The organism is Alkalinema sp. FACHB-956, from assembly GCF_014697025.1.
GTDB lineage: Bacteria > Cyanobacteriota > Cyanobacteriia > Leptolyngbyales > Leptolyngbyaceae > Alkalinema.
The window spans coordinates 1-26,269 of the sequence record NZ_JACJRC010000036.1; the positions used below are offsets into that span (position 1 = coordinate 1).

Below are 26,269 nucleotides of genomic sequence, written 5' to 3' on the forward strand. Positions count from 1 at the left end.
GAGCTGGATGGGTTGAAGCGCAGGTTTACTCACAGATTCAATCTCTAGTCCCTAATAGAATGCTAAATTAACTGCTTTTTCTGGATTCTTGTAAAAACTCTCTATTTTTTTAAGCCTGAGTAGTTACGATCTGATTTTATTAGACTTGAGCTTGCCAGATGTCGATGGCATTACCCTCTGCCGCCAACTCCGCACCACTGGCAACCAGACTCCGATTCTAATGCTTACGGCCAAGAATAGTCCCTACGATCGGGTGGCGGGGCTAGATGCAGGAGCCGATGATTACCTCAGTAAACCGTTCCATGAAGCTGAACTCTTAGCCCGGATTCGGGCTTTGTTACGACGACAGCAAGCCTCAAAGCCCTCGTTGTTGCAATGGGAACGGCTACAAGTTGATGTGGATGACCGAACGGTGTTATATGACAGCGTGCCGATTCACCTCACCCCCAAGGAATACGGCATTTTGGAAATGTTATTGCAGTTTCCCCGGCGCATTTTTAGTCGATCGGCCATTTTGGATCAGGTGTGGGGTCTGGACACCGTCTCTGGAGAACGAGCCGTCAATACACAGATTGGCGGACTCCGGCAAAAGCTCAGAGCCGCTGGCATCAGCTTCGAACTGATTGAATCCGTTTATGGACTGGGCTACCGCCTCTTGCCCCCTCCGTCGCCCTCCGATCCGCCATCAGAGCCTAGCGTTCCGGCAGAGGGGGGATCCTCGCGATCGAAGCCTGCACGGCGATCGCAGAAAACTCCGGCCCCTGCCCGTCCCTCCGTGGAAGCTGAGATTCAAGCCAAAATGGCCCAAGCCTGGGCGATGTTTCAAGAGACACTGCCCCCCCGCCTAGCCCAATTGGAGAGGGCGATCGCGCAGTGGAGCCAGGGCACGCTGACACTAGAAGTCCGCCAACAGGCCCAAGCCGAAGCCCATCGTCTCATTGGATCTTTCGGATCCTTAGGATTTCCCCAGGGCTCGGAACTGGCCCGCAGCTTAGAAACAGCCCTCCAGTCCGATCGTCCCTGCGATGCAACCCTGGCTCAGCAAGTTTCCGAGACCCTTCAGACCTTAGAACAACAGCTAGCCGCCTATACTGCCAGGCTCAATCAAGACACCTACGCCGGAACCCAACCGCAACTCCCCCTTGCCAGTCCCACCGGAGAGACCATTCTGGCGATCATGACCCAGGATCGGCAATTGCTGACCACGATCGAGCATTTTTCTCCCCTGAGTGCTTGGCAAACGGTGTTAGTGGCCAACCTCAGTGACATCCATCAACTGCTGAAGCAACAACTGCCCTTGGTGAGCATCCTGGATTTCGCCATGGCTCCCGAAGCCGAAGCCATCCAGGTCTTGAATACGCTCACAAGCCAACGGGTGCCCGTGGTGATTCTGCTAGACCAAGATGCTTCTCTGCAATCTCCAATTGATCGCTTACAGCAACGGGTTTACCTGACTCGGTTGGGGGCAAGGGCGATTGTCAGCCGACCGATCGAGCCTGCCATGCTTTTGAAAAGTTTGACCCAGGCGATCGAAGCGACCCCGGATCCCGATGCCCAAATTTTGCTAGTGGATGATGATCCCCAGGTGCTGGCCACCATTGCCACCCTGCTGGAACCCTGGGCACTCCAAGTCACGCCCTTAGAGAATCCAAAATATTTTTGGGAAATTCTCAATACTTGCAACCCTGATTTATTGATTTTAGATATCGAGCTACCTGAAATTAGTGGCTTTGATCTCTGTCGGGTGGTGCGGAGTGATCCGGATTGGGTGGACTTACCGATTATCTTTTTGTCTGCCCACACCGATCGGGCCACTGTTACACAGGTCTTTAGTTTGGGGGCAGATGACTATGTGAGAAAACCGATCGTGGAGCCGGAGCTCATCGCACGCATCTTGAATCGCCTGCGCCGATCGCCCAGTCGCGATCGGTACCCATAGGAGTAGCCCCAGCAGCCCCCACCGTTGTCAATTGCACCTTGAACCCTGTCGGGATGATGGGAGAGGAGATCCCCAGATTCCCTAAACCTTTTGCAAAGAGGTTTGCTGGATCGTTGTAATCACTTCCAGCAACTGAAACAGCCGGAGCGGTTTTTTTAAATAGGCCGTCGCGCCTAACTGTAGAGTCTGTTGGTGATTCTCCTCATCCATTTCAGCAGTCAGGAAAATAAATGGAACCTGTGCCAGAGTCGGATCATTACGGATAGCGTTTAACACGCCATAGCCATCCAGTTCTGGCATATTGATATCACAGATAATCAGATCAGGGTGATGTTGCTTGGCAAGTTGCAATCCCTGCATCCCATCTTCAGCGCGGATGGGTAAAAAACCAATATCAGTCAAAATTTCGGCTAAAATAGCTTGAAATTTTTCGTCGTCATCAATCAGAAGAACCGTTTGATTCACGCACAAATCATTTTGAGTCACGTACATTACCGAATTCAACGTTTTGGTTAAACTACTTTGATCAAGCTCAAATCTATAATGAACGCTTCACTTAGAGCTACACATCATCCACTTGCATTATCCATGTAAAATACATCATCCACCGGCACCTGACTGGGGAAACACCAGGATTCCGTGAGTACAGCAACTCTGATGAGCGGAGTAAACGGAGAGTTCTTGACTGGAAAGCTTTACTTTGTAGCCGTATTGGTTAGGCTAATTTGCTGGAGCTTAACTTAATTTGCTGGGGCTGATTTGCTAGAGCTGATTTGTGTAGAAATGTGAGGACGTCTCAACCCAGTGAAAAAACAAACAGATTGACTAGATTGTAGATTTTCCCTGCTAGAGAAGAAAGGCTTGGAATCCGACTGTGTAGCTCATTAGAAGCATACTCATTTACCTTCATCCCTCAGCATAGCTTTAAAAAATCAGGAAATTGTAAGGTTTTTCACTTTTTTCATGCCTTGTTATCCACTTCTACAAACTTCCCCTTGGTCACTGGGCGCACAGAAGGAACTACAGAAGTAACTGACGCCCATGGGGAACCGGGCCCTAGCTTATCATGGAACAAAGACTCCAGACAGAAGGGCTGACAGTCATGTCCCAGCGATCATTCCAACAAGCACCATTTGAAACTTTCATTGAATCTGCCCATCAGCGTCTTGCGAACTTGTTACATCGGGTGCACATGCTAGAACAGGGTGGAGAAATGACTAACTTGGTCATGGAGACCGTTGGGGAAGTTGCGATTACCCTAGAAGAGCTGGAAGGATTGGCCCACAAATTACGGCAATATAATCAGGAATTAATTCAAGCACGACAATCCGTAGAACAGGAACGACAACGCTATCAGGATTTATTTAACTTTGCCCCCGATGGTTACCTTGTCACTAATGAATTAGGCCATATTCAAGAAGCTAACCAAGCCACTGCTAATTTATTGCGGGTCTATCCAGAAGATTTATTGGAGCGATCGCTGGCGACCTTTGTACATCCAGCGGATTTACCCATCTACGATCGAGTCTTTCAAAGATTACGGCAAGTGGGTCAAGTCCAAGGCTATGAATTGCGAATTCATCGTGCGGAGAATCCCCATAGCAACCCCGTGGAGAACCAACGGGAACATCCAACTGACAACCCAACCCCTCCTCAACCCGAGCACTGGGTTGAACTAAGTGTTGCAGTGATCCAGAGTCAAGACGGAACGGGACGATCGCTGCGGTGGTTAATGCGAGACATCACCGATCGTAAACGGATGGAATTTCAACTGAAAACCTCCTCCATCCATTTGAAGGACATTCTGAACCATGCCAGCGCAGCCATTCTCAGTTTTCGAGGATTTCTCAACAACACTTGGCATATTGACTATTGCTCCGCCGGATGTGCAGCCTTATTTGGCTATACCTCCGATGAAATGATTGCCGATCAGACCCTATGGGGCAATCGCGTCCTTCCCGAAGATTTGGCAGAGATCGTCCCTGCCATTTTTGAGAGTCTCCGCAAGGACAACGCTGGACAAGTGGACTATCGCTTTCGTCGGAAGGATGACACTTTAAAATGGATGAATGCTAACTTTACGGGCCGCTGGGATGAGGCAGAACAATGTTGGTTTGGCACGGGAGTGTTGACAGATATTACCGATCGCAAACAGCTAGAACTCCAACTACAGAAGTCTACAACTCAACTCAGTGCCATTCTGGATAATGCGATCGCCTCCATTTTTCAGGTGCGGGTCTATCCCAACTTTGAGTTGCAATACGACTATCAATCTGCTGGGGCAGAAGCGGTCTTTGGCTATACGGCGGAAGAATTGATGGCCGACAATTATCTATGGATGTCGCGGGTGCATCCGGAAGATTGGGCGAACCGCTTAGTCCCCGGTTTTCAGGATGTTTTCTCGGAGCGATCGAACACGATCGAGTACCGCTTATACCGCAAAGATGGGGAACTGCGATGGCTCACGGTTACCTTTGCCTCGCGCCAGGATGAAGCCGCAGGCTGTTGGATTGTCACTGGCATCAGCACTGATATCACCGCTTTCAAAGAAGCCGAAGCCTCCCTCAAAAAAAGTGAAACCCTCTATCGCACCTTGGCCAGCCATTTTCCCAATGGAGCCGTTTGTTTATTTGATGGAGATCTTCGATTCACCCTAGCCGATGGATTGGGTCTGGTGGAAGCAGGCTTATCCAAAGAACAATTGGAAGGCAAAACGATTTGGGAGGCCCTCCCTGCAGATTTTGTCGCTCAGGTAGAACCCTTTTATCGATCGGCCTTAGCGGGTAAAACCACAACGACAGAGCTGATGTTTGGTGCAGCAACCTATCAGGCGTACCACCTGCCTATCACCAATGATTGTGGTGAGATCATTGCAGGAATGGTCATGACTCAGAATATTACCGATCGCAAACGTCGAGAGGAACAGTTACGTCTGTTGGAATCAGTTGTTACGAATATTCACGAAGCAGTCATTATTACAGAAGCGATTGATACAGAAGCGATCGATACAGAAGCGATTGAGACATCGGCAATTGATACAGAAGCGATTGATACAGAAGCGATCGAACCCATCGTGGATGAAACAGCTACATTACATCCAGGCTTATCCGTAGAAAATGCTCAGTCTTTAGAAGAATCGTCAATGCAGTCCCACGCTAGCAATTCCCAAGCTGGGAATTCCCAAGCTGGCAATTCCCAAGATAATAATCCCTATCCTCCCCATCACCGGATTGTATATGTCAATCCAGCCTTTAGCGCAATGACGGGCTATTCCGCCGCAGAGGTTTTGCAGAAAACACCCCGATTTTTACAAGGGCAATGCACAGATCGCCAAGCCCTCGCCCAACTGAGATTGGCTCTACAATCAGGACAACCAACCCAGTTAGAATTTATCAACTATCGCAAAGATCATTCGCAATTTTGGGCCGATCTCAGCATGGTTCCGATCTATGGATCTGACGATCGCCTGAATTATTGGGTTTCGGTACGCCGCGATGTCACCGATCGCAAACAGGCAGCCACAACTTTGCAACAACTCAATGAAGCCCTAGAACAACGAGTTCAGGAACGGACACAAGCCCTGCAAGAAAGTGAAGAACGATTCCGTCATGCCTTTGACCATGCAGTAACTGGCGTTGCCCTTGTGGCCTTAGAAGGTCGTTGGCTCAAGGTCAATCCTGCCCTATGCCACTTACTGGGTTACAGTGAGCATGAGCTGCAACAATTTGATTGTCAGGATGTTTTGCATCCCGATGATTTCCATTCCTATTCCCTAATTCTGCACCAGTTAATTTCCGACGAAATCACTAGTCACCAATCGGAACACCGCTATCGCCACAAACAAGGCTATGACCTGTGGGTGATTTGTAGCCTTTCCCTGGTGCGGGATAGCCAAGGGCATCCCCTCTACTTTGTGAAACAAATCCTCGACATTACCGAGCGACGGGCGATCGATCAAATGAAAGATGAATTTATTGCCATTGCCAGCCATGAACTCAGAACCCCCTTAACCTCCATGCGGGGCTCCTTGGGGTTGGTGGCCTCCGGCGTTTTAGATGATGACCCTAAGATGGCTCGGGAGTTGATTCAAGTCGCGATTAACCAAAACGATCGACTGACTCGTTTAGTGAACGACATGCTGGATCTGGAACGGCTCGATGCTCGAACGGCAGTTTTGCAGCTCCAACCCTGTGCCGTGACAGCGCTGGTTCAACAGGCGATCGAAACCGTCTATCCCCTGGCAGAAGAAGCCGCGATCGCCTTCCACTGGCAACCGGCGGAGTTGCAAGTTCAGGCCGATCCAGACCGAATTGTTCAAGTACTGGTGAATCTTTTAGGCAATGCCGTCAAGTTTTCTCCGTCCCAAACCACCATCACCATTCGCGTCACCACAGCGTCCCACGCTTGCAACGCCCATCTGCTCGATCGATCAAGTAGACAATCGCAACTCTCTCAGAATAGACAATCGAACAGCAAGTCATCGCAAAACAGGCCACCACAAAACAGGCCATCGCAAAACCAGGAATTCCAGCCAGCCGATCCGCCTCCCGTCTATGGATTATTTTCGATTCAAGATCAGGGGCGAGGCATTCCTGCTGATAAATTAGACATGATTTTTGGGCGATTTCAGCAGGTAGATTCTTCCGATTCCCGCAATGCAGGAGGAACGGGGTTGGGGTTAGCCATTTGTCAAAAAATTGTTCAGCAACATACCGGAAAAATTTGGGCCAGCAGTACGCCTGGGCAAGGCAGCACGTTTTACTTTACATTGCCTCTAGCGACCCATTCCCCCTAAGAACCCATTACCTTGAGCGACCCATTCCCCCTAGCGATCGTAAAGCCCGATGGCAGCCCTTCGCAATGTAGTGCAGAAATGATACTCAGTACAGGAATGATATTCAGTGTGGGAATGTCATTCAGTGCAGAAATGTCATTCAGTGATGCAATCTTTGCTCGGAAGTGATTAGGATAATGGAATGGCTACTTCCGATCGATCCCCTTTACAACGCGGAATGCCAATAGGAATGTCTTTATCATGTCTTCCCCATCCCCCTCGGCTAATCTCCCCAAAACGATTCTCGTTGTTGAAGACGAAGCAAGTCTTAGATTGGTGATTCAAATTACATTGGAGCGATTGGGGGGCTGGAGTGTTCTGACTGCGGCTTCGGGGCGGGATGGGGTATCCCAAGCGCAACAGGTGCATCCCGATGCCATCTTGCTGGATGTGATGATGCCCGATATGGATGGACTGGAAGTACTGCAACAATTACGATCGCAGCCCCAAACTTCTCGGATTCCTGTGATCCTGCTCACTGCAAAAATCATGCCGATCAGCAGGGAAGAGCAAACACAGTTAGGTGTGTCTGGTATTATTGCTAAACCCTTTGACCCTTTACAGTTATCCCAACAGGTTGCAAAATTTCTACATTGGTAGTAAATTTATTGAAAGATCGGTCTTAGCAAACGGTCTTACCGAACGGTCTTAGCAAACGGTCTTACCGAACAGTGTGCACCTGAAATCCCAAGCAGATCGGGAGGGGAAGAGGGGAAATGGGTTACCTAGCTTGATCTCAGCTTGATTCCATAGAGAAAACTCAACAGCCAGGGCTGGGATCAGTTATTAACGCAATGAGTCACGATCGCAAAATTATTCTTCGATCGTGACATCCTTACAATTTCCTGACTTTCTTGATCTAACCTTGCAAAGTAACGCGTCTACACCCAAGTCAACCCACAATCAGCACCCAGTCAACTCAACTTTTTACGCTAAACAACTACCCCGAAGACATTCCTGAAGACAGTCTGTTCAGCAATTCCTGCCTAACACTTTCTGTCTGACGATCCTTGCCTCCTTTCCCATGGTGTTCCCTGAAGTTACGCGGAAGTCGATTCCGGTTCTGTGGAGGAAGCTCGGTGAGTGGTGAGTTTAGCATTGAGGATCCACTGATGGCCGAATTTGAGAGGATATTCATCCTTAATTTGAGAGGATATTCATCCTTAACCGGTAATCCATCGGCACCGGAGGACGTTTTTCCTGGTAACGCGCCCAGCAGAACACACTGGCTTATGGATTGAGGGGGGGCCTCGATCGTCAATCAGGATTTGAGTGTAGTTGCTTATGTCAAAGGATCTTGCAACCTAGTGTTGTGATGTACGGATACGGATTGAGGTAGTGATGAATTACGGTTTAATCCCTTGTCTGGCACAAGCCGAACCATTTTTAATGCAATTCGAAGTTCTCAATTCATTGCACCTTGGCATTTTTGTTGTTTCCCAAGATTTACAACCGCTTTATCTCAATGAACAGGCCGATCATCTGTGTGAGACTTTGTTTAAGTCTGCGCCCGATCGCTTGCCTCAGGATGTGCTGGTGGCTTGTCAGGAATTTCTGAATTTGGGAACTCCGCAGGTGCCGTTGGTGGTTGAATATCAGCCAAGTTTGATCCAATGGGTGAGATTACATATTAGTTTGATGAAGGGCGCACCCAATCAGGAAGCGCTGTTGCTTGTGGTGGTGGAAGACTGCTGCGAAGTGGAGTTACATCGGGATCAAAAAGCCTACGGTCTGACGAAGCGGGAAGCGCAGGTGTGGATGCTGCTGCGATCGCAGTGCACCTACCAGGAAATTGCAGATCAGCTCAAAATTAGCCTGAATACCGTGAAGACCCATGCCAAGAATGTCTATCTGAAGCGGCGGGAATTTGTAAAGCAAAAGCCAGACAATTTATTGCGACTTCCAGAGATGTCGCCGTTAATGCTGGCGAAGTGAGGGGATCAGTCCGTGAGATAGGCGGGGAAGGTGAGGATCGGGATGGGATGCTGAATTTTGCCACAGAAGGACGGGGGTCTTGTACGATCGAAGTGCGAGTCTAACGTGATTCTTTCGTACACCTACCGAGTTCACCTCAGCCAGTTTTACCATGATCTCCTCCTCCGAACCGATTGTTTACCAGGGGCAATTTGGGCCATTCACGATCGATGACCGCGATCGCCAAGGCGTCTTGATCTATCGATCGGCGTTGATGGTGTCTGCGGTTTGTGTTGCGTTGACCACCACAGTGGCGCTAGCAATGCCCCCGTCTGCGGTGCAGGCTTGGCTGATGGCGGGGCTGTATGGGATCTTCAGTGTGGCGTTGGGGGTGAGTTTATTCACCATTCATATTTATCTAGAAATTTTGCACCGGGCATTGCAGGCATTTTGGCTAGTGGGGTGCATTGCGGCGATCGGGGTTGCCCTTGGCGATCCAGCTCCCTTTTCTGAAACGGTGGTGCAGCAGCCCTGGACGATTTTGGGGATTGGGTTTACGTTTGCGGCGTTGACGGGCATCTATTTTAAAGAGGCGTTTTGTTTTAACCGTTTGGAAACGAAGTTTTTGACTGTGATTGTTCCTACGTTGCTGCTGGGGCATCTGTTGGGATTGTTGCCGATCGGGGTGGCGCAGGGATTGGCGATCGCGTGGTCGGGGTTGTTTTTGATTTTTGCGGGGCGGAAGGCGGTGCAAGCGATCCCGGATGATATTGGGGATAAGAGTGTATTTGAGTATTTGCATCGGCAGAAGGCTGAGGCGCAATAGTACAGCAGCGTAAAAATCACAGCAGTGCTAGATGACTCGTGGGGCTGTTGCATTTTGCCCTCACCCTAAATCCCTCTCCCAGAACGGGCGAGGGACTTTGAGTTTGGCTCCCGTTTTAATCAATGGCTAGGACGCTTAGCTTGAGGGATTGGGAGAGTTTACCCATGAGGAAGAGTCCTGCAACGGAATTGCCAATGACATCGATCGCGGGGCTGTAAATAGCGATCGCCCCTTCTTTGGGAATAATGGCGATTAAGGCACCACTCACACCGGATTTCATGGGAAGGCCAATGCGAACGGCATACTCGCCGGACACTTCGTACAATCCGCAGGTTAACATGAGTGCATTGACGATTTGTTGGTATTGCGATTGCAGTTGGGAATGGGGAACGGCTAGCAGGAGTGCGAGTTTCGCGAGGTCATCGATCGTTCCGGCGAGGCAACAAATATGGTTATAGGTTTCGATCGCGAGGTCGATGTTTTCTACGTATCCCGCCTGGTATAGCAGATTGGAGATCGCGCGGTTGGACTCGTTGGCCAGCGATCGCACGGATGCGAGCATGGCGTTGTCTAGGCGCAGTTGGCAGTTGGCCCGTTGATTGAGCCATTGTTGTAGCATTGTGCAGCGTTCTAGGCCGGTGCGACCGGGCAAGAGGCTGGCGAGGGTAATGGCACCGCTGTTAATCATGGGATTACGGGGAAAGCCCCGATCGGCGGCCAGTTGGGAGAGGGAATGGAAGGGTTGATCGGAGGGGCTTTTGCCGACTTTGGTGAATAGGCGCTGACTGCCGAGGGTTTCCAATAACATCAAGAGCAGAAAGGGCTTAATTACGCTCATCAGGACAAAGGGTTGGGCAATTTGGCCCGATCGCAACCAGCAGCCTTCTGGGGTTTGGATTTGCAGGGCGAGGCCATGGATATCGGCCTTGGCGAGGAGGGGAATGTAGTCGGGCAGTTGACCGAGGGATACCTGTGTCTGCGCATCCTCGATCCAGCGATCGAGGTCGGCTTGATTTAATTGCTGGAAGCGACTGACCACACTCCTGCCCTACCTTAAGTTCTAAATGTGTATATGTTGACGTGATATGTTTTGACGGTATGTAAATGGCGACCGCTGCCAGGGCAGCAGCAGCTTCGGGATTAATCGTTAATAAATCGTTTTAGAAGGACGCTGAACAGTCTCAAGTCTACACGGATTGTGTCTCTGGAACGGGCGCAACGCTACGAAGCCTTCTGATCAGAGCATTCAATGAAACGGTTCAGGCTTGCATCAATTTCATCAAGGCCACTTCCCACACGAGTTGTGGTTGCACGTAGGCGGCGAGGTGTTTTTTGGCTTGTTCTAAGGGTTGCAGGAGGCTGAGGTTGGTGGTGCTGCGCCAGTAGGTTTGCTGGAGGTAGTCGAGGAGCCAGAGTTGGGCTTCGGTGTCGAGGGTTTTGGCGATTTGTTTGGCGATCGTGAGGGCGTCGCGCAGGCTGGTGGGGCGTTGGGTGAGGAGGGTGAGAAGGTCGGGGGGGATGGTTTGCAGTTTTTCCCATTGGGCGATCGCGTCGCCGGGGCTGCCCTGGGCAAGGTCGAGGATTTCGGGTTGGTTGAGGATGTCGGCGCGATCGGTGTGGCGGAGTACGTCGGCGACTTGGTCGGGGGAGAGGCGATAGAAGGGGATGGTTTGGCAGCGGGAGACAATGGTGGGGAGGAGGGCTTCGGGGCTGGGGGCGAGGAGGATGAGGGTGGCTTGGCCGGGTTCTTCGAGGGTTTTGAGGAGGCCGTTGGCGGCGGCTTCGGGCATGGTGTGGGCTGCCTCTAGGACGATGACCGATCGCGGGGCTTCTAGGGGGGGGCGGCTGAGAAATTGGCTGATTTCGCGGATTTGTTCTAGGCGAATGATGGGGGGGGTTTTGCGTTTGGCTCCGGCGGCTTCGGCTTCTTGGGCGGTGAGGCGTTTGCCCTGGTGGAGGTAGGTGGGTTCGACCCAGAGGAGGTCGGGGTGGTTGCGTTGTTGGATGCGGCGGGTGAGGGCGGGGGTGGGGGAGTGATTAGGGGAGAGAAGGAGTTGGAGGAAGCATTGGGCGGTGAGGCGTTTGCCGATGCCGTTGGCTCCGGTGAAGAGGTAGGCGGGGGCGATGCGATCGCGGCTGACGGCTTGGGTCAGGAGTTCGATCGCGGCGGGTTGGCCGATGAGGGGGGCGAAGACGGTGGACATGCCAGAGGGAACGAGGAAGACTTCACTAGATTAGCGCATCGGGATCGATGCCCTGCGATCGGATGGGTTTATTTTAACTTGGGGTGGAGGAGTGGGAGGGTGGGGAGACGATGGGGGATTTGGAGGATACAATCTAGGGAGAATTTTAGAGACTGTGCCCTTTTCCGATCGCTGAATTGGCGCTGAATTAATTATGACTTTACCGATTCATCTCGAATTTGATTTCCAGGATCAAACAGCTCCAGAAAAGCAGGAGACTCAGACCCAGATGATCTTTCAGCAGGGGAGGATGATTCCGGGGGTAACAATGGAACGAGTTGTGGATCCTAATCCACCGGAGGGAATTAGATCGCCGGGTCGGGTGTTGTGGGGGTTGTTGCAGGCGGAGGTGAGTCCGGCGAGTTTGAAGAATTTGTTTGGCTTTTTGGGCGATCGGTTGGGGAATAAGCCGATCAAGATTAAGGCGAAGTTTGCGGATGGTCGGGAGTTTGAGTTGGAGGCAAGTAGTCAGGCGGAGTTAGCAACGGCTAGAACAATGCTGGAGGAGTTATCTAAGATTCACTAGTGAATGCTGAACGAATAAGTTATACCCAATTGATTGGTGATTGCGAACTATGACGATCCCCCTAAATCCCCCTTATTAAGGGGGACTTTGAAAAGGGGGGACTTTGAAAGAATTTAACTGAATTCTCTGCTGAATCGGGGGGTGATCAATCAATTTGGTATTCGGTAAACCGTTAAGTGATTAGTTAAAAATAAATTCTAGGTTGGAATGGATTGCGTGGGGTAATGGGAAAGTATGCACTGCTGATTGGGGTGAGTGAATACCCGGAGGGGTTGGGGAATTTGCCAGCGGCGGCGAATGATGTGCAGGCTGTGCAAGCGGTGCTGAGCGATCGAGAGCGGGGTGAGTTTGATGATGTGCAGGTGTTGGTGAATCCGGGGCTGGAGGAGATGCAGTCAGCGATCGAGATGCTGTTTGCCGATCGCAGTGCGGAGGATTTGCTGCTGCTGTATTTTTCGGGGCATGGGTTGACCGATGGGATGGGTAAGTTTTTCTTTGCGACGCCAACGACTCGGAAGCAGAACGGAGTGTTAATGCGATCGTCGGCGATCGCGGCGGGGTTGGTGCATGAGTTTATGCAGGATTGCCCATCTGAGCGGCAGGTGGTGATTTTGGATTGTTGCCACAGTGGGGCGTTTGGGGCGGGGCTGATGGCGCGGGATGGGGGGGATATCGATTTTCAGTTGCAGTTGGGTGGCAAGGGGCGGGTGGTGCTGACGGCTTCGGCGGCGATCGATTATTCCTTTGAGCGATCGGGGGAGGAGTTGGCGATTTATACGCGCTATTTGGTGGAGGGGTTGCGGACGGGGGCTGCCGATCGGGATGGGGATGGCTGGGTGTCGGTGGATGAGTTGCATGAGTATGTGAAGGATCAGTTGCGGAAGGCGGCTCCGAATATGAGTCCGCAGCGCTATTTGGTGCAGGATGGGGAGAAGATTCGGTTGGCGAAGGCGGGGGTGGTTGATCCTCAGCGTCAGTATCGCAAGGAGGTGGAGCGCTATAGCCAGGATGGGGAGATTCGTCCGGCGGGGCGATGGATTTTGAGGCTGAAGCAGCAGGCGTTGGGGCTGGAGGATGCAGCGGCTAGGGAGGTTGAGGCGGAGGTGTTGCAGCCCTATGTGGAGCATCGTCAGAAGGTGCAGGAGTATGAGGACTGTCTGCGGGAAGAGGTGGCGTTGCAGTTTCCGTTGGGTGAACGGGCTTGGCAGGAGTTGCGGGATTTGCAGAAAATTCTGAATCTGAGTGAGGCGGATGTGGTGGCGGTGCAGGGGCGAGTGTTGCCGGAAATGCCAACAAATCCAGAAATCGTAATAGAGGTGGTAAGGGAAGCACAGCAGGAAGTAAAAGTAGAATCGTCTAGTTTGTTGATTCCGTTTACGTTTACCACTGCTAAATTAATTGTTGAGAAGAACGGGAAAATTAAAATTAATCAATCCCAAGGTTCAGGGCAGCAGTTCATTGAAACGCTGGCGGATGGGACGACACTGGAACTGGTGCAGGTGCCTGGTGGTTCTTTTCAGATGGGTTCCGATGAGTATGACAGTGAAAAGCCGATTCATGGGGTGAAGGTGCCAGCGTTTTTGATGGGGAAATATCCGATTACCCAAGCCCAGTGGAAGGCGATCGCGCAACTGCCCAAGGTGAATCGGGATCTCGACCTTGATCCGGCTGACTTTAAAGGGCACGATCGCCCGGTGGAAAAGGTCTCTTGGTGGTCGGCGATCGAAGCTTGCGATCGGTTGTCCCAAGCAACCCAGAGAACCTATCGCTTGCCGACGGAAGCCGAATGGGAATACGCCTGCCGCGCGGGAACCACAACGCCGTTTTACTTTGGAGAAACAATTTCCACAGATCTCGCCAATTATGACGGCAACCATACCTATGGCAAAGGGCAAAAAGGTCAGTATCGGGAACAAACCACGCCCGTGGGCACTTTTCCAGCTAATGGGTGGGGACTGTGTGATTTACACGGCAATGTGTGGGAATGGTGCTTGGATCATTGGCATGACAACTACAAAGGAGCACCTCAGGATGGATCAGCTTGGCTCGATCGAAACGCCGAAGAAAATGCATATCGAATCCTGCGCGGGGGGTCTTGGTTCAGCCTTCCGATCTACTGCCGTTCCTCGTATCGCCGCTGGGACCCCGCCGGCGACTTCAGCAACTACGTTGGGTTTCGGGTTGTTTTAGTTGGCTTTCCAGGACTCTAAAAATTACCCTTTACTCTTTTATTCTTTTTCCTCTACTCTTTCTTTTGTACTCTTTTCTTTCGCGCGTAGCGCGGGGCTAGGTGTGTATTTGCGTATTTATTCCAGCATTCATCGCAACGTTAATTGAAGAGTTCGATTCCCGTAAATCCTCCCGATCCCCCTAAATCCCCCTTAAAAAGGGGGACTTTGAAGCATTTTTCCGGTTCCCCCTTTTTTAAGGGGGCTAGGGGGGATCTCCTCCATAGCGTAGTCGAATCAACTCTCACAGCATTATCTTTAACGTTAGTCACACATCTATTCCAGCATTCATCCCAACGTCGATCTCGGGGATTCGATCCCTCTAAATCCTCGATCCCCCTAAATCCCCCTTAAAAAGGGGGACTTTGAATGCATTCTCTCATGTCCCCCCCTTTTGAAGGGGGGCCAGGGGGGATCTCCTCCATAAACGTAGTCAAACCAACGATCGCGCATGAAAACTTCAAATACGAGTATCAAATGATACACGATCAAATTTTCAAAACCCTATTGACAGACCCAAGGTTTATCCGTAGGCTTGTCTTTCATAGCAACGCCATGGAACCTTGCCCGCTCTCACTTGACGATGCGGCACGAACCCTGGAAGCGCTATGTCCAACCCGAAAATTTAGAGCACTACCCAGGATTGTTCGCACCAACCCTGAGTAGCTATCCCCCAAGCTGATTAGCCCAGCAAGGAGGCTTGTTAAGAATTTTAACATTCGATCGAGCCACCCTTGTTTGTGATGTCAAACCGGGGTGGTTCTAAGTTTTTGGGCTTTTTCCAACCCACCCCAGGAGAAGCTCAATCATGGCTAAAGATACTCGCGATCGCGACGATCGTTCGATCGAACACAACCGTCCATACATCCGCCTACAACTCTTCGGCACCCGCGAAACCGTCCAATCCACCATCGATCGAATGCACGCAACCGGCTTCATGGATAGGGTTTACTGGGGTCAACCCATGCCCGTTCCCGGCAACGAAGTCGAATGGGTCAGCGTCCTGTACCGCCGTTGGTAAACGCCCAGCGATCGGGGTGCCGCAGGCTTGCTCCCGTTTTGCCCAAAACCCCTGCGGAACCCCGCGATCGGTCAGGCTGCACACGATACACTCGTGATGAGGCGCGATGTTCTAAAAGCATTGGGTTTACGATTGCAAGTCGTCGCAGCCTAACAATGCAGGATTAATCGCCACCGCGCATTTTCTCTTTAACATTTGTACCGACCCCGATCAGTATTTTTCAGGGCTCACTATACTAAAATCAACCTCCCCAGATCCCCTCGCGGAGTAGCAAGCTAACAGGGTGCTGCCAAATCCATCATGCGCTGTTGGCAGGAGACAATATGGCGATCATTAAACCCCGTAACGCACGGGCACTGACTTCCCTCACGACAAATGGCCTACAAATCGTGATTCCGCCTCAGAAAAATCTATTTCGGCTGTTATTTCTTTCTATGTGGCTAATAGGTTGGGCGATCGGAGAATTCGTAGTTGCCACCAGCCTGATCCAATCACCCCTAGGCGTAGATTCCGTCATGTTTTCCACCATCTGGCTCACCGGCTGGACAATCGGTGGAGGATTCGCGATCTACCTTTGGGTATGGAATACGGCTGGCAAAGAAATTATCACAATCAACAACCTACGCTGGATTGTGAAAAAAGACCTATTCGGTCACGGTAGAGTACAAGAATATGAAACACCCTATATAACTAATCTGAGAATATCTTCAGAGCCATTTAATCCCTTTGATTTATCATTCGCACTGCATTTTTGGGGAATCGGAGGCGGAACGCTAGCCTTTGATTATGGAGCCAGAACCTACAGATGTTGTAATGGCCTTGACGAAGCAGAAACCTATCAACTCATCAGTCGCATTCAGGAATATCTGAAGTAATTAATCCAAAGTAGTCAATTTAAAGCAATCAATCCAAGTCTAGACTCATCACTCACCCAAGCCAACATATCAAGTTATAGGAAGATGCTATCGGGGCAAAAGCATTCGATCCCCCTGAATCCCTATCTCCTTCGGAGAGGCTACGTCAAGAAACAGGGGACTTTGAAACAATTTGCCTGAATTCCCCCTTTTCTAAGGGGGGCTAGGGATCGAATCTGTAGCATTAATGAATCAATTTTGTGTCAAGTTTACCGATCGCCCTTAATCAGTTGATTCAGGATACTTCCCAGCTGCTCCAACGCTGCATTGGTCGATCTCTGGGTTTCATCCATCCGTTCTAGTTGCTGCTGTTGGCGGTTCAACTGTTCCTGTTGATTCGTCACAAGCTGTTGCAGCAATAGCTGAGTTTGGTCTAAGCGATCGATATTTTGCTCCAATCGCTCCATCTGCCGTTGCTGCATGGCAAAGACTGCTTCCAGGCGTTCGGTTTGACCCGTGAGGGCAATCAATCGCTCCTCATGGCCGTTGATCAGTCGCTGGGACTGGTAAATATATTCATCCAGACGGCTGTTTAGCCGATCGAAGCTTTCATGGGCTGATTCCGCATAACGAGCCGCTGACCCCACGATCGTGGTCACAGCCTCTAACTCGCTCTCAATCCGGTCTAGTCGATCGGTCATCCTGCCTCCTGAGTTTACTGTATAGAACAACTTTACCAAAATTTCTAGCGTTCAGTTGAGCAATTCACGTCAATTGATTAACAGGATTCATCACAGAATTGATTAACGCTGTGGCAGCATTCGATCGGAGTTCCCCGATTTCTTCTGCCGTTCCTGCTCTTCCTTAATCAACTGCAATACCTTCTGGCGTAGGGTCTCGTGACGCTCTACGCCCTCAAAGGCATAACGGTTATAGCCCGACTGGGTAATAATCGTCTCCAAATTCTTCACCCGTTCCCCCGAACCTGGGTGCGTCGAAGCCCACTCCGGAGGCCGCTGATCGCCCTTGCGTTTCTCCTCCTGTTGCATCGTCACCATCAAATTGCGTAACCCATCCGCTGCGTAACCCGATGCCGCCAGCAATCGCGTTCCCACATCATCCGCCTGCCGTTCCATATCGCGACTGTAATTAAACACAATCAAATCACTGGCAATCCCCCCCACATAGGGCACATACCCCACCACACTCGCAATCAAATTCCCCTGCGACATCAGTTGAAAGCCATGGGTCAGTGCCGCGTGGGAAATCTCATGGCCCAGCAACCCCGCCAACTCCGCCGTCGATCGACTCTTCACGATCGCCCCCGCATTAATAAAAATCTTGCCCCCCGGTAAGGCAAACGCATTCAGCTTGTCATCCAAAATCACATTGAACTCATACTCAAAATCCTTACGTCCCGCGATCGCCGCCATCTTCTGCCCCAGTTCATTGACATAGGCCAGCACCTCCGCATCTTCCACCATCGGGACTTGTCGCTTCACCGATTTGGCAATGCTTTTACCCAAACCCGATTCCCCCCGCAGTAGCGAAATCGCACTTTGCGCCGCCGTAAAGGGCCCCAGCAATCCACCCGTAACCGCATACCCGATCGCGCCCGTGATGATATTGCCAATCACATTGCCAGTCACCTTTTTGCGTAAAGCTTTGCGGTAGCGTTCCAAATTTTCATCCGCCAATTGCACAAATGCATTGACTTCACCATGATCTGGATTCATCAAGGCAAACTGCCGCGCCGCGATCGAGGCATCAATCCAGCGTTCCGCCTTCGCCAATGCCGCCACCCGCGCCTTAATCACCTCCGGTTCTCTGGGATAGTCCGCAGCCATCGCATCCAAGGCTTTCAACGCCTGGTCAGACTTGCCATATTTGTCATAGATTTTCAGCGCCAACAGTTGCCCCGGCAAAAACTGCGGGTAATTTTTCACCAGCAAATCGATCGCCACGATCGAACGGCTTTCCAGCCCCGCATCCCACCCCTGGTTCGCCTCCCGCCAATAGACCTTCCCCGCTGGCGGCAATTCCTCAGGATTCGTCATCAAGGGCGGCTGGGCTGGGCGTTCCGGCACATTCTCAAAGGCTGGCTTCACCGCCTTGTACATCGCCACCGCTGCTTCAATGTCCCCCGATTGGTAGCGTAGATCGGCCTCCAGCAGTTTCTGATACCGTTCCGTTTCCGCTTGCTTTTCCTCGGGCGTTGGCTCTGGGTTGAGGGGATCTTTCGGGAGTTCCAGCTTCGGTTTTGCGTCGGGGTTGGGTTGGGGTTGGGAGACGGGATCGGGGGTGATGGTATCCGCTTTGGGAGAGGCCGTGGGTTGGGGGGTGGGAAGGTTGGGGAGTGGGATCGTAGGAGAAGTTGTGGGCGTTACTGTGGGTGTCACTGTGGGCGTTACTGTAGGTGTCGCAGTCGGTGTCGCGGTGGGTGTCGCAGTGGGGCTAGGACTGGGACTGGTGCTAGGACTGGGGGAGGCGATTACCGTCTGAGCCGCGATCGTGCGTAACCCCGGTGACAGCGCTAGCAGTACTCCTAGGACAAACGGTAACACCTGCCGCTGAAGGATTCGTTGCAGTCGTTGCAAGGGCAGTCGTCGCAATTGCCCAAACCTCTGTGGCCCGTTCTGCTTACCCCGTTGCATCATGGCTGTTGCCCTCTCCTCGATCGACATCCTAGAAGCAAGTTCCTAGACTGCCAATTTAGCAATTTTTAGAAAGGATTTGGGAGAAACGAGATAAATTATGAAAGGGATCGCAATATCACTAGAAAGATTGAGGAATCATCAGATGGAAATCACGATCGAACATCAACCCAGTGCGGAAAAATTAGCGCAATTGGGCGTCAAACAATGGCCGATTTGGACGAAGGAAGCATCGGAATTTGATTGGTTCTATGATGAAGCGGAAACCTGCTACCTGCTGGCAGGGGATGTCACTGTGACGCCGGAAGGTGGGGAACCTGTGCGGTTTGGCCAGGGCGATTTGGTCACGTTTCCCGCTGGCATGGCCTGTGTTTGGAACATTCACAGTGACGTGAAAAAGCATTACGCCTTTGGTTAACGCTGGTTACGCTTGAACTTCCAAAATCGTAGACAGCATCGCGAATCGATCGACGGCAACTTGGGCAACCGTTTTTTGATTGCGTTTGAGATCACGATCGAGCGTGTTCAACAAATCCCCCACGATCGCCAACGGTTCCCCATTTTGCAAATCCAAGGGACTGCCCGATCGGGTACCCCGCTGCTGGGCAATTTTCTGTAACCCTCGCAGCACATCATTCAGCGGTTCCGTACTGGCTAAGGTAATTAACTCTAAAAATCCCGCAGGCGGTTCGATCATAAATTGAAAGCGATCGTTGCTTGCGGGAACCATGCGATGTTCCTGGGGAGCCAGTGGCACGGGTTTCTGCGAACCATCCCAAAGCAACGGATGCAAAATCGTCAAATCACCATTACTCGCGATCGCTAGAACCGCCACATGCAACGGCTGACGATCCTGATTAATCAGCTTCAACGCAATCTCCGATCCCGCTTTGACCGCTTGGACTGGGGCAGACCGTCGCCGCTGACGACTTCCACCGCCTCGACTTTCCGTCACACCCACCAACGCTTCCCGTTTGCGATCGAGAATTTCCACCGACACCTTCAGCGTTGAACTATTGCCATTCGATAGCGTTTTCAACACCTTCACCGCCAGTAAACTTTGCAAACGTTGGGCTAAACGTTCTAGTTCTGATCCGCCTGCGGCTAAACCATTGGGGAGAATTTTCAGGTCAATTGTACACACCTCCAATTTCCCTTGGTCATTGCGATGCAGAATGTAATCCACTGCTTGATCGGGACGATGGCTGAGTAATTCTAAGCGCTGGGCCGGAATCCGGCGCGTATTCACGAGGTTCGTTTTCAATTGTTGTAAATTATCCGTGACCGCAGCCGTAACGCCTAGACGCAAAGTCGTCTCGATCGCGATCCCCCGCACCTGTTCCTGTAATAAAGCACCTGGAACGATAGCTGCTTTAGGGGTTCCTTCGAGGGTGCCATAGCCGATCAGCCCCGTCCGTCCCTGTTGACGAATGTGTCCCAACGCCTGACCAGCGGAATTGACGATCGCAAATTTCGCATTTTTGGAAAACGCATCTAAGCTTTCCGGAGAAATGCCCCCGAGCCAAAACTCCACCCGATCGCCCTGCACCGACTGCACCACCGCTTCTGCGGCAGGTTGGGGCGGCTTAGTGAGATAAATCGGTTGTTGCTGGTAATTGCTGCCGGGTTTAACTTCATAAATCGGATCTTGCACAATCCGCGACGTTTTCGCTAAATCCTTCGTATTGCGCCCCAGATCAATAAAAACATTGCCTAAATTTTGGTCACTCGTTGCCTGCCACAGATAGCGCGTCAACAGATAGGTAAACGCCCCCGCATAGAAATCCCCAAAGGAAACGTCCGCCGAAAATTGGTTACGTTGAGCCGACCCTAACATCACGCCCTTAGCAATGCCCTGTTGTCGTCGTTGCTGCAATTCCGCTGTCGTCCAACCCATCGCCTGCATCCAGCGATCCTGATCCGCCAACTCCGCATCACTGGGCCGAGGCGCTGCCAGGTTGTCGCGAAAAATCGATCGCAGCACCGTTTGGTCGATCGCCGAGTTTGCATTACGGCTCGCCCCTCCAGAATGGCAACAATCCAGCACTGCGGTAAAGTTCTCCGTTTTCAACGCAGCAGTTAATAGGAATAAACTGCGTCCCATAATGCTATTCACGGAAGTCTGGAGATTACGATCGCCCTCGTTATTGGCAATTTGATAGTCGATCGGAACAATCACACCATTTAAGCCATCTTCACTAATGGGTTTGGGATCACGCACCCGCGCCCCATGGCCAGAAAAATGGAAAACAACTACATCCCCCGGTTTCGCCTGCTGAATCAGGTGTTCCTCAAACGCTTGAATGATATTTTGCCGCGTCGGTTGCAGCGTCTCTGGTTGCAAGACAAGAATGTCCTGAGCCTTAAACCCAAAGCGATGGATCAGTAATTCCCGTTGTAATTGCACATCCGTTGCGCAACCCCGCAGCGATCGAATGCCCTTGGGATACTGATTAATGCCCACTAATAACGCCAGTTTGCGCGGCGTGGACTGCGCTAACACCCGTCCCATGTGATCGCCGGAACGCTGGAAACTCGACGGACTCAGGCCGATCGTAGCCAACGTAGTAGCAGCAAATTCCAAAAAGTGGCGACGTTTCATAGGACTTTCTTACCGGACTCAGGACAAAACTCACCTCGGCCCTCCAGAACGACTGGAAGGCTCATTTCTGGCAGGCTTCTTTCAAGATTCCCCCTCTGCACAGGGATTCGGCATGGTTTCCAGCAATTTTTGTAATTCAGCCGACGGATACCGTAGGGAAAAGATTTCTTGGAAGGCATCCGCTTGCAGTTGTTTCTCCGCAAAAAACTGGGTTCGCCGCATCGTCCAAGTTTCTCGGCCTCCCACCACATTTTTCAGCGCACTCAAGCCCTGGGCCACTTCCATCCGGCTCTCTCCCGCCATGATGCGGAAGGGATAGCGAACCAGCTGCGTTTTGCCATCGAGATCAAACAAAACCCATTCATACTCTTGGCCGGGATTTAGCGGCTCTCCCAGATATTGCACATAGTTCAGGTTCTTTGCCCATTGGCCTGAAGTGGTTTTATCTAAGGCTTTTTTGCGAATATCTGCTTTCCAGATCACTTTTTCGGTTTGCTTCTCTTGAATCGCGATCGCCCCCGTTTTGCCTGTCCAAACCAGGGTCGGCTGCAAGTTCCACACCTCCGCAGAGTCCCCCGGCGCGATCGGGCAAAGACTTTCGATCGGGCGAGACGCCCCCGGCGCGGGTTTCTTTTGGAACAGCTTCGATAACACCCCCGTCCAAGTAGTGGGTTGTTTCTTAGGAGCTGCTTGCACTGGGAGCGCAATCATGGGAAGTACCGCTAGGCCGAGGGTCAAGACGATGCAATTTAAGCGATTAAGGCGATTAAAAGGATGAATCATAGGTACTTTTTTTGAGTGCAGGAATAACATACAGTCCCAGCGTGGCTACAGGTAAAAAATAGGGTAGCAGAACTGAAACGGTAATAAAGGTTTGCAGGCTCACCAAGCCATAGATACCCGCCGCAATCGCGAAGTTCCTGATTTTTACAGTTCGATATTGATTGCGTTGTGTTCGTCGTCGATCGTCGTTGATCCACAGCTGTCCTCCTAAGCCCGCCAGAGCAATCATTAGGAAATCAGGAATGGGAACCACCAAGCGTTGCTGTAACAGGTGATGCACCATGTAGGCATGGGCTTCTGCTCCCGTAAAGCTTGCTTTCGGGATGGCTCCAGGAGCTTGGCTTGACCAATAGGCGATCGCGGCAGGCACCGGAAAATTATCCTCACCCCGACCATTGAGTCCTGCCTCCTCGTAGCCACCGGGCGCAATGAGCACGATCGCAGGTGCTTTGTCCTCCGGTTGCAATTGGTTGTGGAATAGTTGCTGGGCACTGATGGAACGGTAAACCCGATCGGGGGGAATGGAAAAATCCAAAATCGGCTGAAACCAGGACTGGCCAAATTTGCGCACCCGATCGACCCAGGGCGAAAAGTGCTGTTGGCTCAGGAATTGCACCTGTTCTGGCGACCCCGCCGATTGATCAGGACGTCCCGCTTGCTGCGCTTGGGTGACACTCGCCAAGGCTAACGTATAACCTAAAGGACAAATCAGATCGCAGCCCTGGGACGAGGGCAGTTCCACCGTCCAGGGATAGAGAAAGGCATTGCCCTGTAAATTGGCCTCCAACTGAGCTAGGTTAGGCCGCACCCCAACGACAGTCTGACCTTTCACAATGGCCGCAAAAACAAGTAAGTTACCCCGTTGGGTTGCTTGGGCGATCGCCCGTTGCAAAGGCGGATCTTCCTGGGTCGGGCGATCGAGCAGGAAGTCGATGCCAATCACCTTGGGTGCTGGGTTCGCTGGCCCCGATTGCGTCGTCTGTAAGCGGGGAATTTGATTGAGGACATCGCCTAAGTAGCTACGATCGATGGGATTAATCTTACGGGCATCCAAACCCCGATCGCGGATCGACGCCTCATCAATTTGTACTAACAACGTGGGCGGTGATGCTGCGGGAATTTGTTGGGTCACGTTGCGGTAAATTGCCTGAAGACCCAACCGACTATCCAAGAGCAAATCCTGGACAGGAACGATTAAACTCAAGCCTGCGATCGCCGTTAAGGCCATGGCTTGTTTACGACTGGGCAGCCATGGGGTAATGCGGTGCCGCCAGCCCGTCGGCGTCAGGCGAAATAGGGGAACTTCTGGATGGCGAAACAGGGATGGAATCAGCGCAGCAGAGGGATAATGCAACGTGCGATCGTGCTCCTGTTTCAGGAATTCGCAGGCCGCGCAGAGGGCTTCATGCACATTGGCAAATTGTTCTAATTGCCGAATAAATTCCGTGAAAAACAGTTGCGCCACTTGGTTGTGAATGGGTTCCCGCATGATGGCGACTTGGCTCAACCCTAAATCAATTAAGGCATTGGCAATACGAAGTCCTTTGCAGGAATTGAAAATGGCAAATTGTAATCCGGCGGCTTTGGCTTGTAGCAGGTGCGGTGCAATTTCCTGGACTAGAATCGACTGTCCCGGCGCGATCGCGAGTTCTCCCCCGGTGTAGGTCGTTTCGTCGCTGTGCCCTGCGAAAAAAATCACATCCCAACCTAAGGGGTCGGTAATAGCTTGGGTAATTTCAGTTTTGAGTTCGGTGGCAGTTCGATCGGCCTGTCCCCCCACAAAGCTGACTGTCAGGTTTTTCAGCGCATTCACTTCCGACTGGAAATCCAATCCGGTGCTGTCCCCCAGGATGGCGAGAATTCGCGCTTTGCCTTTGCGGCGGAGTTGTCCCGGTTCATGGCGAAGATTGGTCGGGGTGCGGGCAAAGCGAATCGTTTTGCGATTGCCGAATTCAGTGCCAATGTTCCAAGTTTCCCAGGGTAAATATTCCAGTTCGATCGGCTTGCAGGTAATGAAGACATCAACGATCTCACCTTCAGCTTTGGCAATGGTCGATCGAATCGGTAGCAGTTCACCACAGTTAAGCCATTGGTGAAACTGACGTAACCATTGGTCTTCCGCATCGACTAACGTTTTGCGGCGATCTTTAGCTGCCCCCGCCAGACTCCCGCTACTTTGCACCCGCGCCCGCAGTCCAGAGGGGGAGTCTGATTCAGGAAGAGAGGGCGATCGATCAGTCGCGATCGGGGCGTTCCAGTGGGAGTAGTAATCAACATAGGCGTTGTGCCAAGTTTGATACAGTGCCGTTAGGGTTTCGGGATAGGGCACTTCCACCATGAGTTGCTGACCCTGTCCCCAGCCCAGTTCAAAAATGCAAGTTTCTTTAACGCGAAAGATTTTAAGACGCATGGGACGTAGTAACCAGGGAGCAGTGATTCAAACCGTTATTCGATTCCCTAATACCAAATTGATTTATCAATGCCACAGATCCGACCCCCCTCTCCCCGCGTTACGCGCCGCTGTACTAGAAAAAAGGGAAAATTCAGGCAGATTCTTTCAAAGTCCCCCTTATTAAGGGGGATTTAGGGGGATCATGATGGGTTGCAATCACAAATTGATTGGGTATGGGAGGCATCCTCGGAAAATTTTAATCTAGCTAGTTCGGTTGGAAGGCAAATTGCGGTAGGGTTTCGACCTGACCATTGGGTAACCCGATCGACACCGTAAAGGCTTCCTCATAGGTGCCAATCACCTGGGCAAACAGGTAGGCATCTTGACTGGCCGGATCAAAGGTTTGTTCGACCAAAATGCCCGTCGGATCGCTAATTTGCAACGTGACCCCTGGGGGAAGCCGATCGGCCTGTGCCCCCAACACCACCAGCAACGACCATTCCGGTTCTGGCCCCTCCACCGTGCCCGTAATGGCATACAGCCGCAACGGTGCATCGGCCAGTGAGAGATCCTGGTAACCGCCCCGCGCATCAACGGGAATTTGGGTGCCCTGCCGCTCCAAGGATTGCAGCAATCGCGCTAACTCCAACGCCGACGTTTCCCCCGATCGCATCGCCCCCGCCGTCGCCAAGGCATTGGGCGGCAACAAGACCCAGGCCAATTCCTCCGCGACCTGATCCAACTGCCCCTGCAACCAACGTCCCACGTTCATCACCGATCGCGAAACCGATTGGGCAACCTCTTGGGCTGCGTCAGTAACCCGTTGCGGCATGGCCTGCAAGACCGATTGCGATACCGATGCCTGATGCTCCAAGGGGAACATTGCGGGATCGGCACAGCGTAGATTGAGCAACAGGTGCCCCGGCTCCCGATCGCAGGCCGCCAAAGCAAGTTCATAGCTTCCAGTCGCATCCGCTGTCTGTCCAGCCAGTTGCGCTTGCAGATCTGTCTGGGCAATAAATCCCGTCACCCAAGCCTGGTTTTGCTCCTCCATGACTTGCACGAGGACATAAAAATGGGCTGGATCCGTGAGCAGTACTCCGGGCACCGTCACCGTTTCCTCATCCACGCTGGTCATGGCTAACGACTGCACCTGAAACCCCTGGATTTGCACAGCACCGTGCGTCGGGCTGGTGGTGGCTAGGCTGGGCTGCAACCCCCGATCGCTCAGCCAAGTTTGCAAGCCTACCTGGGCCAATGCTTCTAAGTAGACGGCCCACTGTTGAGCCGAGGGAGCCTGTTGACTGGCCTGTAATGCCTGCTGGATTTGCTGATCCGTCAATTCGATCGCATCCAGGGATAACGGTTCCAGTTCAAACAAATCCGGGGTATCGATTAAAAAGTTCGTCATAGCCTTTAGCGCGGTGAGAGGATCTGCAAGATGCAAGGTAGA

20 protein-coding genes are annotated in these 26,269 nt (G+C 51.8%); 10 read left to right on the forward strand and 10 right to left on the reverse strand.

From position 1 onward, the window contains the following. Positions 1–130 precede the first annotated feature (130 nt). Positions 131–1,939 (forward strand): response regulator, encoded by a 1,809-nt coding sequence (locus H6G21_RS22845; RefSeq protein WP_277875324.1) that lies wholly within the window; start codon positions 131–133, stop codon positions 1,937–1,939. Between the two features lie 81 nt (positions 1,940–2,020). Here H6G21_RS22845 and H6G21_RS22850 read toward each other — a convergent pair whose 3' ends face one another. After that, positions 2,021–2,431: a response regulator gene (locus H6G21_RS22850; protein ID WP_190576398.1), complete on the reverse strand. Its 411-nt coding sequence runs from the start codon at positions 2,429–2,431 to the stop codon at positions 2,021–2,023. 610 nt (positions 2,432–3,041) lie between these two features. On the opposite strand from H6G21_RS22850, the gene H6G21_RS22855 reads away from it, so the two are divergent. From H6G21_RS22855 to H6G21_RS22870, 4 genes are all read left to right on the forward strand, one after another. Next, positions 3,042–6,734: a PAS domain S-box protein gene (locus tag H6G21_RS22855; protein ID WP_190576400.1), complete on the forward strand. Its 3,693-nt coding sequence runs from the start codon at positions 3,042–3,044 to the stop codon at positions 6,732–6,734. A gap of 240 nt (positions 6,735–6,974) precedes the next feature. Then, positions 6,975–7,373: a response regulator gene (locus tag H6G21_RS22860; RefSeq protein WP_190576401.1), complete on the forward strand. Its 399-nt coding sequence runs from the start codon at positions 6,975–6,977 to the stop codon at positions 7,371–7,373. A 789-nt stretch (positions 7,374–8,162) separates the two neighbouring features. Continuing rightward, on the forward strand, positions 8,163–8,708 hold the full coding sequence (locus H6G21_RS22865) for a helix-turn-helix transcriptional regulator (protein ID WP_190576403.1): 546 nt from the start codon (positions 8,163–8,165) through the stop codon (positions 8,706–8,708). A 151-nt stretch (positions 8,709–8,859) separates the two neighbouring features. Next, a complete protein-coding gene (locus H6G21_RS22870) occupies positions 8,860–9,513 on the forward strand; it encodes a DUF2301 domain-containing membrane protein (RefSeq protein WP_190576405.1) in 654 nt (217 codons plus the stop codon). A gap of 115 nt (positions 9,514–9,628) precedes the next feature. Here H6G21_RS22870 and H6G21_RS22875 read toward each other — a convergent pair whose 3' ends face one another. Both H6G21_RS22875 and H6G21_RS22880 read right to left on the reverse strand, forming a co-directional pair. Beyond that, positions 9,629–10,552, reverse strand: a complete 924-nt coding sequence (locus H6G21_RS22875) for a glutaminase (RefSeq protein ID WP_190576407.1) — start codon at positions 10,550–10,552, stop codon at positions 9,629–9,631. 220 nt (positions 10,553–10,772) lie between these two features. Then, positions 10,773–11,717, reverse strand: a complete 945-nt coding sequence (locus H6G21_RS22880) for a DNA polymerase III subunit delta' (RefSeq protein ID WP_190576409.1) — start codon at positions 11,715–11,717, stop codon at positions 10,773–10,775. A 193-nt stretch (positions 11,718–11,910) separates the two neighbouring features. Between H6G21_RS22880 and H6G21_RS22885 the strand changes: the two genes are divergently transcribed. From H6G21_RS22885 to H6G21_RS22895, 3 genes are all read left to right on the forward strand, one after another. After that, entirely contained in the window at positions 11,911–12,282 is a 372-nt protein-coding gene (locus tag H6G21_RS22885; protein ID WP_190576411.1) for a hypothetical protein, read from the forward strand. Positions 12,283–12,506: 224 nt separating this feature from the next. Then, positions 12,507–14,492 (forward strand): SUMF1/EgtB/PvdO family nonheme iron enzyme, encoded by a 1,986-nt coding sequence (locus H6G21_RS22890; protein WP_190576421.1) that lies wholly within the window; start codon positions 12,507–12,509, stop codon positions 14,490–14,492. 826 nt (positions 14,493–15,318) lie between these two features. Then, positions 15,319–15,531, forward strand: coding sequence for a hypothetical protein (locus H6G21_RS22895; RefSeq protein WP_190576423.1), 213 nt, complete (start codon positions 15,319–15,321; stop codon positions 15,529–15,531). Here H6G21_RS22895 and H6G21_RS22900 read toward each other — a convergent pair. Then, entirely contained in the window at positions 15,506–15,652 is a 147-nt protein-coding gene (locus tag H6G21_RS22900) for a hypothetical protein (protein ID WP_190576425.1), read from the reverse strand. The genes H6G21_RS22895 and H6G21_RS22900 overlap by 26 nt on opposite strands. Before the next feature lie 202 nt (positions 15,653–15,854). On the opposite strand from H6G21_RS22900, the gene H6G21_RS22905 reads away from it, so the two are divergent. After that, positions 15,855–16,406, forward strand: a complete 552-nt coding sequence (locus H6G21_RS22905; RefSeq protein WP_190576427.1) for a hypothetical protein — start codon at positions 15,855–15,857, stop codon at positions 16,404–16,406. 248 nt (positions 16,407–16,654) lie between these two features. On the opposite strand, the gene H6G21_RS22910 is transcribed toward H6G21_RS22905, so the two are convergent. Together H6G21_RS22910 and H6G21_RS22915 are read right to left on the reverse strand one after the other, a co-directional pair. Further along, positions 16,655–17,086: a hypothetical protein gene (locus H6G21_RS22910; protein ID WP_190576429.1), complete on the reverse strand. Its 432-nt coding sequence runs from the start codon at positions 17,084–17,086 to the stop codon at positions 16,655–16,657. 102 nt (positions 17,087–17,188) lie between these two features. Further along, positions 17,189–19,069: a M48 family metallopeptidase gene (locus tag H6G21_RS22915; RefSeq protein WP_190576431.1), complete on the reverse strand. Its 1,881-nt coding sequence runs from the start codon at positions 19,067–19,069 to the stop codon at positions 17,189–17,191. Between the two features lie 115 nt (positions 19,070–19,184). Between H6G21_RS22915 and H6G21_RS22920 the strand changes: the two genes are divergently transcribed. After that, complete coding sequence (locus H6G21_RS22920) at positions 19,185–19,457, forward strand: cupin domain-containing protein (protein WP_190576433.1); 273 nt, start codon at positions 19,185–19,187, stop codon at positions 19,455–19,457. Positions 19,458–19,463: 6 nt separating this feature from the next. Here the strand turns inward: H6G21_RS22920 and H6G21_RS22925 are convergent, their stop codons facing one another. From H6G21_RS22925 to H6G21_RS22940, 4 genes are all read right to left on the reverse strand, one after another. After that, complete coding sequence (locus H6G21_RS22925; RefSeq protein WP_190576434.1) at positions 19,464–21,641, reverse strand: caspase family protein; 2,178 nt, start codon at positions 21,639–21,641, stop codon at positions 19,464–19,466. An 81-nt stretch (positions 21,642–21,722) separates the two neighbouring features. Next, on the reverse strand, positions 21,723–22,424 hold the full coding sequence (locus H6G21_RS22930) for a hypothetical protein (RefSeq protein WP_190576436.1): 702 nt from the start codon (positions 22,422–22,424) through the stop codon (positions 21,723–21,725). Further along, positions 22,408–24,834, reverse strand: coding sequence for a CHASE2 domain-containing protein (locus H6G21_RS22935; RefSeq protein WP_190576439.1), 2,427 nt, complete (start codon positions 24,832–24,834; stop codon positions 22,408–22,410). Before H6G21_RS22935 ends, H6G21_RS22930 begins: the two co-directional genes overlap by 17 nt. Before the next feature lie 247 nt (positions 24,835–25,081). Continuing rightward, complete coding sequence (locus H6G21_RS22940) at positions 25,082–26,227, reverse strand: DUF1822 family protein (RefSeq protein WP_190576441.1); 1,146 nt, start codon at positions 26,225–26,227, stop codon at positions 25,082–25,084. Positions 26,228–26,269 lie beyond the last annotated feature (42 nt).